We start from the raw sequence: 13,115 nt of genomic DNA, 5'->3' as shown, positions 1-13,115 counted from the left end.
ACGGACGAAAGTCACGCCTGTGCCACGTTCGATGTGCTAGCGTTTGGGTGAATAAAACGAGCCCGTGCGGAAAGGATCCGGACCGTATGCAACGTGGAAGTACATCTCCGCTGTCCCGCGAGACCGATGCGCCCGAAACCATCGTCAAGCTGGAGTGCGACATCGATGATGCGTCGCCCGAGGTACTCGCCTATGCCGCCGATCGCCTGCGCGAGGCAGGCGCCCGCGAGGTGCACTGGCTGCCTCTCTACTGCAAAAAAGGTCGCCCCGGCTGGCAGCTGCAGGTAATCTGCTCGCATGAGGATATCGAACGCCTGCAGACGATTATCTTTTTGGAAACCACGACCAACGCCGTTCGTCGCCAGGTGACGGAACGCGTTTGCCTGCCGCGTCGTTTTGAGCAGGTAGCGACGCCTTGGGGCGAGGTGTCCGTTAAGGTGGCGACCCTGCCAGACGGCAGCGAGCGCGCGGCTCCCGAGTACGAGGATTGCGCCCGTCTTGCCCGCGAACATGGCGTGCCACTCCAGCGCGTGATGCAGGCGGCACAAGCCTCGGCACTGCGATTTGAATAGCGCGCCCGGCCACATCTCGCGCCTGGCCACATCAACCCCATCCGAAAGGACCCTCCCATGAAATACCTCATCGCCTCCGACATCCACGGCTCGGCATATTGGACCGAGCGCCTCTGCGCCGCCATCGAGTCCGAGCAGCCCGACCGCATCGTCCTGCTGGGCGACCTGCTCTATCACGGTCCGCGCAACGACCTGCCGCGCGATTACGCCCCCAAGCGCGTGATTCCGCTGCTCAACGCCCCGGCCGACCGCATCATCGCGGTGCGCGGCAACTGCGACGCCGAGGTCGACCAGATGGTGCTCGACTTCCCCGTCATGGCCGACTACGCCACGCTGTTCGATGAGGCCGGCCGCGAGCTGTTCCTGACGCACGGCCACGTCTTTGGCGCCGGCATGCACAACAGCGTCGACCACGCGCCCGCGCTGCCCAAGGGCTCCGCGCTCGTCTACGGCCATACGCACATCAAGGTCAACGAAGCGAGCGAGACGCACCCGGGCCTGTGGCTCTTCAATCCCGGCAGCGTGAGCATTCCCAAAGACGGCACGCACAGCTACGGTATCTACGAGGACGGTGCGTTCCGCCACGTGATCCTGGAGGAGGAGTAACCATGCCCGAGCAGCTGGCTCAGCAAAATGCCGAGGGCTCGCGCGATCTGTCCACGCTGGTCGACGCGTCGGCCGAGCTGCAGCATCTGGTGCAGACCATCTGGCGCCTGCGTCAGCCCGATGGCTGCCCGTGGGACCGCGAACAGACGCATCAGAGCATTGGCAAGAACATGATCGAGGAGGCCTACGAGGCGCTCGACTGCATCGAGGCCGACGACGTGGCGCATCTGCGCGAGGAACTCGGCGACGTGCTCATGCAGGTCGTACTGCATGCGCAGATTGCGGCGGACGCCGGTGAGTTTTCGCTGGCCGATGTGGCACGCGATATCGACGCCAAGCTCATCCGCCGCCACCCACACGTGTTTGGCGATGCGGACGCCGAGAGCTCCGACGAGGTTCTCAAGATCTGGGACGAGGTCAAGCTTGCCGAGAAGGCCGCCAAAGACCAGGCCGTGGCGGCAGGCGAGGCCGCGCCCGAGGGTCTGCTCGACGGCGTGCCCACGCACCTGCCGGCGCTGATGCAGGCTCAGAAGGTGTCGCGCAAGGCGGCTGCCGTGGGCTTTGAGTGGGAGACGGTCCAGGACGTGTGGGACGAGGTCGCCGAGGAGCGTGCCGAGTTTGAGGCCGAGGCTTCCGGCTCGCCCGAGCGCGAGATGGAGTTTGGCGACCTGCTCTTTGCTCTGGTCAACGTTGCGCGCAAGGAGGGAATCGACGCCGAGAGCGCCCTGCGTGCCAGCACGGCAAAGTTCCGCCGCCGCTGGGCCGCGATGGAGCAGATGGCGGCCGACGCCCACGTGGATCTGGCCGAGCTTTCGACCCACGGCCTCAATGACCTCTGGGATGCCGCAAAGGCAGAGGAGTAAGACTGCGGGGGCGACGGGACGGACTTGTCCCATCGCCCCTATTATTTTTTAAAAAGATTGTATCCCTTGGCTAACTTAGGGCATAATGCAAAAAGTGCGATAAGGCTAACTTATGAACCTGCGCGCCGCTGTAGCGTGCAAGCCGTGTCGCCAAGCATTCAACCCGTTTCCAAGTGAGAGGGAGACAACATGAGCGATATTTTGGATGTCTACGGTCGCGAGGTACTCGACAGCCGCGGCAACCCCACCGTCGAGGTCGAGGTCGTGCTCGAGGACGGCAGCTTCGGCCGCGCGATGGTGCCTTCGGGCGCTTCGACCGGCGCCTTTGAGGCCTGCGAGCTGCGTGATGGCGACAAGGGCCGCTATCTGGGCAAGGGCGTCTCTCGGGCCGTCGAGCACGTCAATAACGAGTGCGCTAACGCCGTCGTGGGCCTCGACGCCTTCGACCAGCGCGCCGTCGATGCCGCGCTGATTGCCGCGGACGGTACCCCCAACAAGACCAAGCTCGGTGCCAACGCCATCCTGGGCGTGTCGCTGGCCGTCGCCCGCGCCGCTGCCGAGTCGGCGGGCCTGTCGCTGTACCAGTACCTGGGCGGCGTCAACGCCCACCTGCTGCCCACGCCTATGATGAATATCCTCAACGGTGGCGTCCATGCCGACAATAACGTTGACTTCCAGGAGTTCATGATCATGCCGGTGGGCGCCCCGAGCTTTGCCGAGGGCCTGCGTTGGTGCGCCGAGGTCTACCACACCCTTAAGGGCGTGCTGCACGAGGCGGGCCTGGGCGGCGGCGTGGGCGACGAGGGCGGCTTTGCGCCCAACCTCAAGACCAATGCCGAGCCGTTCGAGTACATTACCAAGGCCGTCGAGAAGGCTGGCTTTAAGCCCGGCGTCGACTTCATGTACGCCATGGATCCGGCCTCGACCGAGTTCTACAACGCCGAGACCGGCATGTACGAGCTCAAGGGCGAGGGCGTGGAGTACACGAGTGCCCAGATGGTTGATTACTGGGAGAAGCTCGTCGACACCTATCCCATCATCTCCATCGAGGACGGCATGGCCGAGGAGGACTGGGACGGTTGGGTTGAGCTTACCCGCCGCATTGGCAACAAGGTGCAGCTGGTGGGCGACGACCTGTTCGTCACCAACACCGAGCGCCTCAAGAAGGGCATCGAGCTGGGTGCCGCCAACGCGATCCTGGTCAAGGTCAATCAGATCGGCACGCTCACCGAGTCGCTCGAGGCCATCGAGACCGCCAAGGAGGCCGGTTACGCCTGCATCGTGAGTCACCGCTCCGGCGAGACCGAGGATTCCACGATCGCCGACCTGGTCGTGGGCGTCAATGCCGGCCAGATCAAGTCGGGCGCCCCGTGCCGCAGCGACCGTATCGCCAAGTACAACCAGCTCATTCGCATCGAGGACGAGCTCGAGGGCAGCGCGCGCTACGCCGGCAAGGCCGCGTTCTACAACATTCGCTAAACGGGCGAATTTGGCGAGGAGGAGGCTGACTCGGTTCCGCCCCGCCTTGGCTGGACGCCGCAAAGCGCTGTGGGCGCTGGGCCATATGGCTCAGCGCCTTTTTTATGTCGAGCAAAGGCTGGCGAAGGCGGTGCGGGCGCTCGTGCTATAACTAAAGGACTTAGCGCAAACAAACCTCAACCGCACAAGGCGCACATGGATCAGATTTACGACAACAGGTACTATTCCGCCGGTTCACGCGAGCCGTCGCCTCGCCGTGCACGCACGGTGCAGCTCGGTGGGCCCGCCTACGCCGGCGTCGACCGCCCCGTGCAGCGCCCGACAAGTACCTCGCGCCCCAATGCTCAAGTGAATACTTCGACAGATGGACCGGTGCGCCCGGCACGTTCGTCGCATACGTCGCGTCCCTCGACTCAGGCACACGACAAATCGAGCAGGCCCTCGAACCGTTTTTCGGGCTCGGACTTTATGCGCTACGCCAACGACAACGCGGTGGTCAAGGCGATCTATGACTTTACGCATGGCTCTCTGCGTCCGCTGTTTATCGGTGTCGTGGTGGCGCTGGTGCTCGTGAGCCTGTATTTCCCCGTGCGCGACCTGTACGTGGCAAAGCGTTCGAGCGATATCTTGGCCAAGCAGGTCGAGATTCGCCAGCAATACAATGATGAGCTGCAAAAAAGCGTCGACAAGCTGCTCTCGGAGGAGGGTATCAAGGACGCGGCGTCCGAGGACCTGGGCCTGGTGATGCCCGGCGAGAAGAAGATTGACGTGCTGGGCTTGGACGACGATTCGGACTCGTCGTCGAGCAAAAAGTCCTCAAACGCCAAGAAGGCCAGCGAAGTGGCCAAGGAAATCGAAGAAGTCGGCAAGGACGCGCCGTGGTACATCCAGGCGCTCGACATGCTGTTTGGGTTTAACGGCGTCGAGGGCCAGACGGTCGTGTCCAACGGCAAATAGCGCCCGGAGGGGAGCCCGCAATGACAAATTGCAAACGCTATAAGGTAGCCGCGATCGACCTGGGAACGGTGTCGTCGCGACTGGTGCTGGCGCAGGTCGAGGCCGGGGCGATCGTGGAATCGTCCAAGCATACCGAGATTACCGACCTGGGCGAGGGCGTGGACGCGACGGGCCGCTTTTGCGAGGCGGCCGTTGAGCGTGTGCTCGCTGCGTGCCGTACGTTTGTGGACGAGGCGCGCGCCTTTGGGGCCGTGTGCGTCTGCACCACGTGCACGAGTGCCGCGCGCGATGCGTCCAATGCCGCGTTGCTGCTGGACGGCCTGCGCGAGTTGGGGCTCGAACCACAGGTGATTCCGGGCGAGGTCGAGGCGCGCCTGACGTTTTTTGGCGTGGCGCACGACTTTGCCGGCGAGCGCATCATCGTCGCGGATTCGGGCGGCGGGTCCACGGAACTCGCGACGGGCGTATACGCTCCGGAGCGCGGTGTCTTTGCGCTGGAGGGAACGCGCTCGCTGGACATCGGTTGCCGTCGCGTGACGGAGCGCTTTTTCTCCGCGTTGCCGCCCGCGGATGGCGAGCTTGCTGCCGCTGCCGCGTGGGCAGGCGAGCAGTTTGCCGCCTATTTTGAAGGCCTGCCCAGCGACTTTGAGCGCGCCGAACGCCTCGTTGCGGTGGGCGGCACCGTCACCACGCTCGTGGCACTCGTTCACGAGCTGGAGCCGTATGATTCGAGCTTTGTGCACCTGCGCGAGCTTTCGATGGAGCAGGTTTCGGCTGCCATCGAGCGTATGTCCGCGCTGGATGTGGAGGGTATCGCCGCGCTACCGGGTGTACAGCCCAAACGCGCGGGCGTGATTCTGGCCGGCGCCGTGGTGATTCGCGAGCTCATGCGAGCCGGCGGCTACAAGACGCTCACCGTAAGTGAGAACAGCCTCCTCGCCGGCATGGCCGCCACCATCAACGAGGTTCTCGACGGCGCGACCCCCACCATCGCCTGGACCCCGAGCCTGAGCACCCTTTAAAAGTAGTCAAAAAAGCTCTGTCCCAAATGAGCTGCTCTGCAGTTGACGGCACCTAAAAGAAACGAGCCCGCATCCCTTGGGGACACGGGCTCGTAGACAATACGTGGTAGGGGCGGTGGGACGTCTGCGCATTTGCTGCGCAAATGCGCACCGGCTTCGGCCGCCTGTCGGCGCCCTCGCCGGCTCGCTACGGACGCTGCGCGTCCGCTTGACGCTCGCCCCCTCGCGGGTTCGAGCCCCACCGGCGTCCAAAAGAAACAAGCCCGCATCCCCATGGGGCACGGGCCCGTAAAAGCCAAATGGTAGGGGCGGTGGGACTCGAACCCACAATCCTTGCGGCGAGAGATTTTAAGTCTCCTGCGTATGCCAATTCCGCCACGCCCCCGTGAGACTAGAAGTCTAGCACAAGCCGTCCGTTACGCGTTGACGGCCATCGAGTGCTGCCCCGACTTCTCCAGGAACTCCTGGAACTTGGCTTCGTCGCCCTTGTTCTTGTACTGCAGGGCCAGCAGGTACTCCAGGCGGCAGCGCTTGACCGGGTCGTCGCCGACATCCTCGAGCATGCGCTCCAACTCGGGAATGTCGTTGTGGCGCTTGAGGATCATCGTGTCGTACATCAGCTGACACTCGTGTGCAACCGCCTCGGCTTGACCGCCCTCAAAGCCCTTGATCTCGCGCAACAGCTCTTTGGACTTTTTGCGGTCCTCCTGGCCAACATAGTAGTTAAAGGCCTTAATGACCAGGTCGACGCGCTGCATCTTGGGGAGGTTGAGTCCCAGCAGCAGGTCGAACATCTCGCTGGCGCGCTCGTGGTCCTCGCGCAGCAGATAGGAGTTCAGACGCAGGTAGTCGCGGTTGTAGCGCGGGTACAGCATGCTGGTGAGTTTGCCGTCGAGCAAACGATCGAACTCGTCCCACTGCTTGGCAGCCATAAGCTGCTGCAGGCGCTTAAACGTGGTGCGTTTTTTGATGCTAAAGAACACCGACACGGCGATACAGATGATAACGACGGCGGTCCAGAGTGTGCGGGAATCGGGCATATTAGGGTCCTTAGTCGCTCATAAAGCGAGCGGTATGACAACACGTACTGGATGTATTATACGCAGCGCGCAAGCAAACTGGCATAAAAGCTCATCGAGGCCGAGTGCCATCGCTCGCTGCGGTACACTTACCTAAAGTAAACCATGAAGGGAGACATTACCTATGAAGAAAATCGTTTTGGCTTGCGGTGCTGGCGCTGCTACTTCCACGCTCGTTGCCCAGAAAGTCGCCACCATGCTCGACGCCAACGGTTATGCCGGCAAGTATGAGATCGTGCAGTGCGCCATCTCCGAGGCCAAGGACGCTTGCGACGAGGGCGCCGACCTGCTGATCGCCACCACCGTTGCCCCTGAGGGCCTCACCTGCCCGTACGTGAGCGGCGTGCCCTTCATGACCGGCATGAACCGCGTTGCTGCCGAGAAGGCCGTTCTCGACGTTATGGCTCAGTAGGCGCTGACTGCATGAGTGAGCAGAACGCCAACCCGGTCGAGCTCTTTGGTATGCGCGTTGCCCATGTGGGCATTAACGCTGCCGATCCGGCAGACGCCTTGGAGATCGCGGAGCTGTTCTCGACGATGATGGGCCTGCCCGTTATCGAGACCCCCGTTTCGTACTTTAACGATTCGCTGGTCGAGATCATGAAGCAGAACGGTCGTGGCACCAAGGGCCACATCGGCTTTGCCGTCAACGACATCGATGCGGCCGAGAAGTGGTTTGCCGAGCGCGGGCTCGAGGTCAACGAGGAGTCGCGCGTGCTGCTGCCCGACGGCGGCACTAAGCTCGTGTACTTTAAGCGCGAGTTCGCCGGCTTCGCCGTGCACCTGTGCCGCGAGTAGCGCACAAGCTGCCATAGCTAACGAAAAATGGGGTAAGGCCACGTGGCCTTACCCCATTTTTAATGCCGAGAGGGTGACTGACGGGCTGCCGTAAATCGAAGGTGAATGCTTTTCCGCGAAGTGAACGAGTGAAATCGAGCCCCTGAAGCATCGACACTTTTACGTCGCTCTTTCCTGCGGTTTTGTCAGGTATTTCCTGCGGTTTTGGCGCCAAAAAGTGCGGATGCTTCGGGGGTCCAAAATAGGTCGTTCACTTCGCGGAAAAGCATTCACCTTCGATTCGTGAGAGACGCCCCTACCGCGGCAGGCGAATCGTAAAGCGGCTGCCGACGCCCTCGACTGAGGTCACGCCGATGACACCGCCATGGCTGTCGACGATCCACTTGGCAATGGCGAGCCCCAGACCCGAGCCCTGCGCGCCGGCATCGCGTGCGTTGTCGGCGCGGTAGAACCGTTCAAAAGCGTGAGCTGCGGATTCCTGGTTCATGCCGATACCCTCGTCCTCAACACTTATGTCGATCGTGCCCGCGCCCGCATCCGGCACTACGCCAAATCTGATGGACGTGCCCGCGTTCGAATACTTGGCGGCGTTCTGCACGATCACGCGCAGAGCCTGCTTCACGAGCGCCACGTCGACAGATGCGTCGCAGCGCGGGTCGTTGGCAAGCGTGGTGTCGTACGCCAGCCGATACGTGTGCTCGGTATCGATCATCTGCGATTCCTCGCATACCTCGCCGACCAGTGCGGCCAGGTTGGTATGCGCACGCCGCAGGACCGTGCGCCCGGCATCGCCGCGTGCCAAAAACAGCAGCTGTTCCACGAGCTCTTGCATGTGCTCGCTTTCGGCCTTGAGGGACGCGATGGATTCTGCCAGCACGTCCGGGTCGTCTTTGCCCCAGCGGTCGAGCATGTTCACGTAGCCCTGAATCACCGCGATGGGCGTGCGCAGCTCGTGGCTCGCGTCGTTGACAAAGCGCATCTGCTGCAGCTTGGCCTCTTGCATCTGGCGCAGCAGGCGGTTGAGCGCGACCTCGATGCTTGCCAGGTCGGCGTCGCCGGTGGTGACGCTCGGCGAGTCGACGCTTGCGCGCTCGATGGCCTGCTCCAGCGTTTCCATCTTGCCGCCGGAGAGCTGCATGCGGCCGAGTTCGTCCACGCGCAGGGCCAGATCGTTGAGCGGCGCCATGGTGCGGCGCACGCGGCGGGCGCCGCCGAGCATGTTGAGCACGCTGATGACCTGCCAGCCCACAACGACAAGGTAGAGAGGCCATAGCGTGACGAGGTCCTGCGCGAGGGGGAAAGTCTTGGTGGTACGCGCAAGCTCGACGGTATAGGTGAGCGTTGTCAGGTCCCAGCCGCGCGCGGGCGTCAGCGACATGCTGCGAACGGCGGCGCCGGGGATCCATCCCGCGGTAAACGCGCCATCGGGCAGCGTCTGGTTGTATCCATAGACGAGGATCGCCGCCGCAATAACCAACAGTAACAGGTCGAGCCAGATGTGGCTCATCAAGCGGCGCCACATATAGCTCCAGTTGATGGCGCGGGCGATGGAGGTGACGCGCTTGACCTCGGCGTTACGCACGGCAGACATAGCCCACCCCGCGCACGGTCTGGATGATGCGGGCGCCGCCGGCGTCCTCGATCTTGGCGCGCAGGTGCGCGATGTGCACGTCGACGTTGTTGGTGTCGCCCACGTATTCGTAGCCCAGCGCCTCGTGCGCGATGCGCTCGCGCGTGAGCACGGTTTCGGCATGCGTCATAAGCAGGGCGAGGACGTCGAACTCGCGGGCCGTGAGCGCGATGGGCGAGCCGCCGACCGTGACTTCGCGGCGGTCGGGATCGAGCGCGACCGAACCCACGGTGAGCGCGGCGGGGGAGGGCGCGGCAGCGGTCTGGGCCGTGTCGGTTGCCGGGGACATTGTGGCGATACCGGCGGCCGTGCCGCTCGCTACGCCAGCCCCGGCGCTGGCGCCGCCAACGCCCGAAGCCGCTCGCACGGCTTCCGAGCGCTTCAGTGCCACGCGGATCCGTGCGAACAGCTCCTCAATCGCAAACGGCTTGGTCAGGTAATCGTCGGCGCCGGCATCGAGCCCAGCCACCTTGTCCATCACGGCATCGCGCGCGGTGACCATAATCACCGGCACATCCTTGTGCTTGCGGACACGTCGCAAGACCTCCATGCCGTTGAGCTGCGGCAACAGTACGTCGAGCAGAATCAGATCGTAGTCGCGCTCCAGCGCCAGGTCCACGGCAGTGCGGCCATCGGCGGCGTGTTCCACCTGGTAGCCTTCGTGCTCCAGCTCGAGCGTCACAAAGCGGGCGATTTTCTCCTCGTCCTCTACGATCAGGATCCGTGCCATGCGTGCCCCCGTCTGCGATTACTTGTCGTCGTTGAGATTTTGCTTGATGTCGTCCGCAGCGTTAGCAGCGCTATCCATAAGGTTGTTGATGCTGCCGGGCACGTCGCCGTCGCTGTCGATGCGGTAGCGCATGCCAAAGAACAGGCCAATCAGCATCAGCCATATCGTGGCGCCCCAGGCAAACAGCGCGACGATGGGAATCAGGATGGGGATGTTGAGGATGATCGCATCGCGGCGCGTGGCGATAAACTTGGTGTCCAGACTCAGGCGGAAGAGCTTTTTGAGGTACTCCCACGCGCTGTCCATCTTCTTGGAGAAGTCGGTCTTTTCGCTCGACTTTTCGTAGGCTGCCTGCGCGGCGACCATCTCGGCAGAGGGCTCATCGACTGGCGCGGACTCGGTGGCGGCATGCGCCGACGTGGTCTGGGTCTTGCCCTGCGACTCGAGCCAAATGATGGCATCCAGAACGTTGCCGTCGGCGGCGTCGAGCGCCGCCTTGGCGTCGGTGTAGCTCACGTTGCACTTGGTGCGGATGGTTTCAACTTTTTCGAGGTCGTCCATGACCTGTCCTTTCGTTCGATGGGCGCGACGCCAGGCGATCTGCTCGGGCGCGAGCGTTGCGTTCGGCGGCCTGCGTCGCGCGGCGCCGCCCCGCCCTTGGTCGAACTCTATAGTGCAGGTTATAGATTAAGCGATTCTTGAGCCAAGATTAATGCTGGATGAGTTTTTGGGTGGTGTGGGCACAGGCAGTCTTTGAGGCAAGTGCGGGCCGGGCGCCCGGGGCGTAAGGGTAAATTTGTGTCCGCACGGCGAGATATACTTATTACCAACGTTAAGGGCGTGACGGGGCAAAGTTGCCTGCCGCCCGCGAAATCAGAGGGGTCGCCGTGCCGTATGGCGCAAACGAGCGGGGTCCCGACGCAAACAGGGGGTCATAGGTGCATATCTACGCTATGAGTGACATTCACGGGTGTTTGGACGCCTTTAAGGCATCGCTATCCACCATCGACCTCGATGCCCAGGACTTCAAGCTGGTCTTACTTGGCGATTACTGCGATCGAGGCCCCGATTCGCTTGGCGTCTTTGAGCTCATCATGGACCTGCAAAAACGTTACGGCGATCGCGTCGTGGCACTGCGTGGCAACCATGAGGGGATGTTCCTTGAGTACATTGACGAGGTGAACGATCCCAATTTCACGCAGGCATGGATACTTGCCGACAGCAATCTGGCAACGGCTAAGAGCTTCTTAGATGCCGAGGCATTCAAGCACGTTAAGCATCTGTTGAGGCTCAGGGAGTTCGAGGAAGCGTACGCCTTTACGGTCGAGAGCATGAAGGCCGAGCATGCGGACATCATCGCGTGGGTCCGCAAGCTCCCTTATTTTTACGAGAGCCCCTTCGGCCAGGTTTTTGTGCACGCCGGTATTGAAGAGGATGCCGGGGAGTATTGGAAGATGGGCACGTCTGCCGAGTCGTTTACCATGATGCCGCCCGATTACGTGGGGCGTAAGTTCTACCTGGATGTTATCGCCGGGCACATCAATACCGAAGCGGCTTCGGGCATCGCAGGCTACCGCGGTATCTGGTATGACGGAGCCAGCCATTTCTACATTGACGGGAACGTAGTTCAGCACGGTGAGGTCGTCGTGCTGAACTACGACTCAGAGACAGGGAAGTACAGCGGGCAAGGGCTGGAGTAGGTTGACGGGCGATTATTTGTCTGCCAACCTACGCAGTGCTTCCTTAAGCCAACCATTCATCGCTTCCGAGCGATATGTTATTGTCCAGGGCTTTGGGGCCGTCTTCGGTTTAACAAGCTGTAGCTTGATGCGCCTGTTTTCAGGCTGGTTAGGGGAACACAATAACTGTAGATGCAATGCACTTAAATCGCCCATGTCCCGCGATTTAAAATGTTGATACAGGCAATGGTATTCGTGCTGATCACTGCTTAAAGCGTGAGCGACATCGAGGTATGCGAGCACGGAGATGAGCACATGCCATTGCTGATTTAAATTGTCATGCGCGCTGTCGGTAAAGGGCTTGAAGGCATCGACTTCTGCAATTGTATCGTCGTCAAAATAAAAGCGGTAATGCTTTTGCTTATCGGTGCGGTGTCTGAGCACAAGATAGAAGGCCGCGTTTTCCGGGTGATTTTTCATTATGTTAATTGTCGGTCCGAGTCTTTTTGCCTGCTTCGCTTGTCTCCATTCGGTTCCACACCAATCGCCCCATACGTCTTCCCTGAGAGCGGCTTCCATTGCAGCGAGCTCACTGTTGTCAAGCTGATTCAGAGCGACTATGGCTTCGCCCAACGTCTCGGCATCGTCTGCGCTATTACTGCTTTCGGAACCGATCTCGCAGGAATCGTTGCACCATCCAATGAAGTTCTTGACGCCTATTCCTATTGGATGATCGATATGAAACTTTTTGGTCGGGGATGCACTGTTGCGCACGCTATCGACACGGTTGAAAAAGTCCTGGATGTGGTTCAAATCGGCGAGCTTGGCTTCGTCCATATCTGGATTCCTTTCTCATCAGGAAACATGTCTCATTATAGGCATGCCTGCGGTCGTAGCGGCTAGGGGTGCCAGCATGGTCCCAGGGGAGGAAAATGATGGCCTCTCAACGACAGCGCTGCGGCAGGAACAGATTAAGCAAGGCACTGCGCCTGTGCGTTATGCAAATCACGTTGCAAAAGTATGAAAATATCCTACAAATGCAACATGAAGTACTTTAGCAACATAACGGCGATAAGCGAGCTTTCCGAGAGCGAGGGCGTGTTCACCACGGCTCAGGCGGCTCGCATGGACATTTCTCGAGATGCGCTGGCGCACTCATGCCGCGTGGGGCGTCTTGAGCGGATATGCCACGGTGCCTACCGGATGTCGGGCGCGCAGCGCCGAGACACCGACGAGCTCAACGCTCTTTGGAAGCTCACCAATCCCTCCCTGTGCGCGTGGGAGAGAAAACGCCAGTGGGATGGCATCGCCGTGAGCGGTACGACTGCGGCGAACCTGCAGCAAATGGGCGATTTCCATCTGTCCCCCCTACAGGATGACCGCGCCCATGCGCATCAATACGAGAAACGATTCCCTTTCTTTTGTAAAGCGCGAGATTGCCGAGCGGGATATCGTTTGGCTCGACGGCCTGCCGGTAACCAAGCCCGAGCGCACGCTTGTCGATCTTTGCCTCGATTGCGAGGACCCCTCATTAATTATCGATGCCTATAACGATGCGCTTGGGCGAGGGCTCGATATACAGCGGCTGAAAGAATTCGTAAAGGAGAACTCTAAAACCGCCAAGCGGCGCGGACTGATGATGCCTTTGCTGATGGTACTGAACGGGTAATGTGAAACAGAGGACATGGTGAAGTACAAAA

General features: G+C 61.1%; 16 protein-coding genes, 1 tRNA gene and 1 pseudogene. 11 read left to right on the top strand and 7 right to left on the bottom strand.

Features of this window, described 5'->3' with window-relative positions:
• The first annotated feature begins 86 nt into the window (after window positions 1–86).
• From larC to DXC99_RS08965, 6 genes are all read left to right on the top strand, one after another.
• Window positions 87–572, top strand: a complete 486-nt coding sequence (larC, locus tag DXC99_RS08990; RefSeq protein WP_117629970.1) for a nickel insertion protein — start codon at window positions 87–89, stop codon at window positions 570–572.
• A 57-nt stretch (window positions 573–629) separates the two neighbouring features.
• Window positions 630–1,178 carry a phosphodiesterase gene (gene yfcE, locus DXC99_RS08985; protein ID WP_117629969.1) on the top strand — a complete coding sequence of 183 codons (549 nt, stop codon included), beginning with the start codon at window positions 630–632 and terminating at the stop codon, window positions 1,176–1,178.
• Between the two features lie 2 nt (window positions 1,179–1,180).
• Entirely contained in the window at window positions 1,181–2,041 is an 861-nt protein-coding gene (gene mazG / locus DXC99_RS08980) for a nucleoside triphosphate pyrophosphohydrolase (RefSeq protein WP_117629968.1), read from the top strand.
• Between the two features lie 189 nt (window positions 2,042–2,230).
• Window positions 2,231–3,520, top strand: coding sequence for a phosphopyruvate hydratase (gene eno / locus DXC99_RS08975; RefSeq protein ID WP_117629967.1), 1,290 nt, complete (start codon window positions 2,231–2,233; stop codon window positions 3,518–3,520).
• A 195-nt stretch (window positions 3,521–3,715) separates the two neighbouring features.
• Window positions 3,716–4,477 (top strand): hypothetical protein, encoded by a 762-nt coding sequence (locus tag DXC99_RS10530; RefSeq protein ID WP_233502567.1) that lies wholly within the window; start codon window positions 3,716–3,718, stop codon window positions 4,475–4,477.
• A gap of 20 nt (window positions 4,478–4,497) precedes the next feature.
• Window positions 4,498–5,499, top strand: coding sequence for a hypothetical protein (locus DXC99_RS08965; protein ID WP_117629966.1), 1,002 nt, complete (start codon window positions 4,498–4,500; stop codon window positions 5,497–5,499).
• A 300-nt stretch (window positions 5,500–5,799) separates the two neighbouring features.
• On the opposite strand, the gene DXC99_RS08960 is transcribed toward DXC99_RS08965, so the two are convergent.
• A tRNA-Leu gene (locus DXC99_RS08960) sits at window positions 5,800–5,884 on the bottom strand.
• Between the two features lie 31 nt (window positions 5,885–5,915).
• Entirely contained in the window at window positions 5,916–6,539 is a 624-nt protein-coding gene (locus DXC99_RS08955; RefSeq protein WP_117629965.1) for a hypothetical protein, read from the bottom strand.
• A gap of 163 nt (window positions 6,540–6,702) precedes the next feature.
• Between DXC99_RS08955 and DXC99_RS08950 the strand changes: the two genes are divergently transcribed.
• Entirely contained in the window at window positions 6,703–6,990 is a 288-nt protein-coding gene (locus DXC99_RS08950) for a PTS sugar transporter subunit IIB (RefSeq protein ID WP_055252380.1), read from the top strand.
• 11 nt (window positions 6,991–7,001) lie between these two features.
• Window positions 7,002–7,376 carry a VOC family protein gene (locus tag DXC99_RS08945; protein WP_117629964.1) on the top strand — a complete coding sequence of 125 codons (375 nt, stop codon included), beginning with the start codon at window positions 7,002–7,004 and terminating at the stop codon, window positions 7,374–7,376.
• Window positions 7,377–7,671: 295 nt separating this feature from the next.
• On the opposite strand, the gene DXC99_RS08940 is transcribed toward DXC99_RS08945, so the two are convergent.
• Genes DXC99_RS08940 through DXC99_RS08930 form a run of 3 tightly spaced genes read right to left on the bottom strand, consistent with a single transcriptional unit; the run spans window position 7,672 to window position 10,297 of the window.
• Window positions 7,672–8,967, bottom strand: a complete 1,296-nt coding sequence (locus DXC99_RS08940) for a cell wall metabolism sensor histidine kinase WalK (protein ID WP_117629963.1) — start codon at window positions 8,965–8,967, stop codon at window positions 7,672–7,674.
• Window positions 8,951–9,736, bottom strand: a complete 786-nt coding sequence (locus DXC99_RS08935; RefSeq protein ID WP_117629962.1) for a response regulator transcription factor — start codon at window positions 9,734–9,736, stop codon at window positions 8,951–8,953. Before DXC99_RS08935 ends, DXC99_RS08940 begins: the two co-directional genes overlap by 17 nt.
• An 18-nt stretch (window positions 9,737–9,754) precedes the next feature.
• Complete coding sequence (locus tag DXC99_RS08930) at window positions 9,755–10,297, bottom strand: DUF4342 domain-containing protein (protein WP_117629961.1); 543 nt, start codon at window positions 10,295–10,297, stop codon at window positions 9,755–9,757.
• Window positions 10,298–10,689: 392 nt separating this feature from the next.
• Here DXC99_RS08930 and DXC99_RS08925 point away from each other — a divergent pair, with 392 nt between their 5' ends.
• The gene (locus DXC99_RS08925) at window positions 10,690–11,436 is read left to right on the top strand and encodes a metallophosphoesterase (RefSeq protein WP_147329358.1); all 747 of its coding nucleotides are present in this window, start codon (window positions 10,690–10,692) and stop codon (window positions 11,434–11,436) included.
• 12 nt (window positions 11,437–11,448) lie between these two features.
• Here the strand turns inward: DXC99_RS08925 and DXC99_RS08920 are convergent, their stop codons facing one another.
• On the bottom strand, window positions 11,449–12,252 hold the full coding sequence (locus DXC99_RS08920) for a hypothetical protein (RefSeq protein ID WP_117629959.1): 804 nt from the start codon (window positions 12,250–12,252) through the stop codon (window positions 11,449–11,451).
• A gap of 183 nt (window positions 12,253–12,435) precedes the next feature.
• Between DXC99_RS08920 and DXC99_RS10640 the strand changes: the two are divergent.
• Window positions 12,436–12,558, top strand: a pseudogene (locus tag DXC99_RS10640) (hypothetical protein); the annotation flags it as partial.
• A gap of 12 nt (window positions 12,559–12,570) precedes the next feature.
• On the opposite strand, the gene DXC99_RS10525 reads toward DXC99_RS10640, so the two are convergent.
• Window positions 12,571–12,774, bottom strand: coding sequence for a hypothetical protein (locus tag DXC99_RS10525; protein WP_233505716.1), 204 nt, complete (start codon window positions 12,772–12,774; stop codon window positions 12,571–12,573).
• A 28-nt stretch (window positions 12,775–12,802) separates the two neighbouring features.
• Here DXC99_RS10525 and DXC99_RS10520 point away from each other — a divergent pair, with 28 nt between their 5' ends.
• Complete coding sequence (locus DXC99_RS10520; protein ID WP_233505715.1) at window positions 12,803–13,084, top strand: hypothetical protein; 282 nt, start codon at window positions 12,803–12,805, stop codon at window positions 13,082–13,084.
• The last annotated feature ends 31 nt before the right edge of the window (window positions 13,085–13,115 follow it).

Source organism: Collinsella sp. TF10-11AT (genome assembly GCF_003437565.1).
Lineage (GTDB): Bacteria > Actinomycetota > Coriobacteriia > Coriobacteriales > Coriobacteriaceae > Collinsella.
This window is presented reverse-complemented; position numbering and strand designations above follow the sequence as displayed.

Bases quoted from the DNA above. Each gene is read 5' to 3' on its own strand.
- larC (WP_117629970.1), top strand. From the start codon at position 87: ATGCAACGTGGAAGTACATCTCCGCTGTCCCGCGAGACCGATGCGCCC.
- yfcE (WP_117629969.1), top strand. From the start codon at position 630: ATGAAATACCTCATCGCCTCCGACATCCACGGCTCGGCATATTGGACC.
- mazG (WP_117629968.1), top strand. From the start codon at position 1,181: ATGCCCGAGCAGCTGGCTCAGCAAAATGCCGAGGGCTCGCGCGATCTG.
- eno (WP_117629967.1), top strand. From the start codon at position 2,231: ATGAGCGATATTTTGGATGTCTACGGTCGCGAGGTACTCGACAGCCGC.
- DXC99_RS10530 (WP_233502567.1), top strand. From the start codon at position 3,716: ATGGATCAGATTTACGACAACAGGTACTATTCCGCCGGTTCACGCGAG.
- DXC99_RS08965 (WP_117629966.1), top strand. From the start codon at position 4,498: ATGACAAATTGCAAACGCTATAAGGTAGCCGCGATCGACCTGGGAACG.
- DXC99_RS08955 (WP_117629965.1), bottom strand. From the start codon at position 6,539: ATGCCCGATTCCCGCACACTCTGGACCGCCGTCGTTATCATCTGTATC.
- DXC99_RS08950 (WP_055252380.1), top strand. From the start codon at position 6,703: ATGAAGAAAATCGTTTTGGCTTGCGGTGCTGGCGCTGCTACTTCCACG.
- DXC99_RS08945 (WP_117629964.1), top strand. From the start codon at position 7,002: ATGAGTGAGCAGAACGCCAACCCGGTCGAGCTCTTTGGTATGCGCGTT.
- DXC99_RS08940 (WP_117629963.1), bottom strand. From the start codon at position 8,967: ATGTCTGCCGTGCGTAACGCCGAGGTCAAGCGCGTCACCTCCATCGCC.
- DXC99_RS08935 (WP_117629962.1), bottom strand. From the start codon at position 9,736: ATGGCACGGATCCTGATCGTAGAGGACGAGGAGAAAATCGCCCGCTTT.
- DXC99_RS08930 (WP_117629961.1), bottom strand. From the start codon at position 10,297: ATGGACGACCTCGAAAAAGTTGAAACCATCCGCACCAAGTGCAACGTG.
- DXC99_RS08925 (WP_147329358.1), top strand. From the start codon at position 10,690: ATGAGTGACATTCACGGGTGTTTGGACGCCTTTAAGGCATCGCTATCC.
- DXC99_RS08920 (WP_117629959.1), bottom strand. From the start codon at position 12,252: ATGGACGAAGCCAAGCTCGCCGATTTGAACCACATCCAGGACTTTTTC.
- DXC99_RS10525 (WP_233505716.1), bottom strand. From the start codon at position 12,774: ATGGAAATCGCCCATTTGCTGCAGGTTCGCCGCAGTCGTACCGCTCAC.
- DXC99_RS10520 (WP_233505715.1), top strand. From the start codon at position 12,803: ATGCGCATCAATACGAGAAACGATTCCCTTTCTTTTGTAAAGCGCGAG.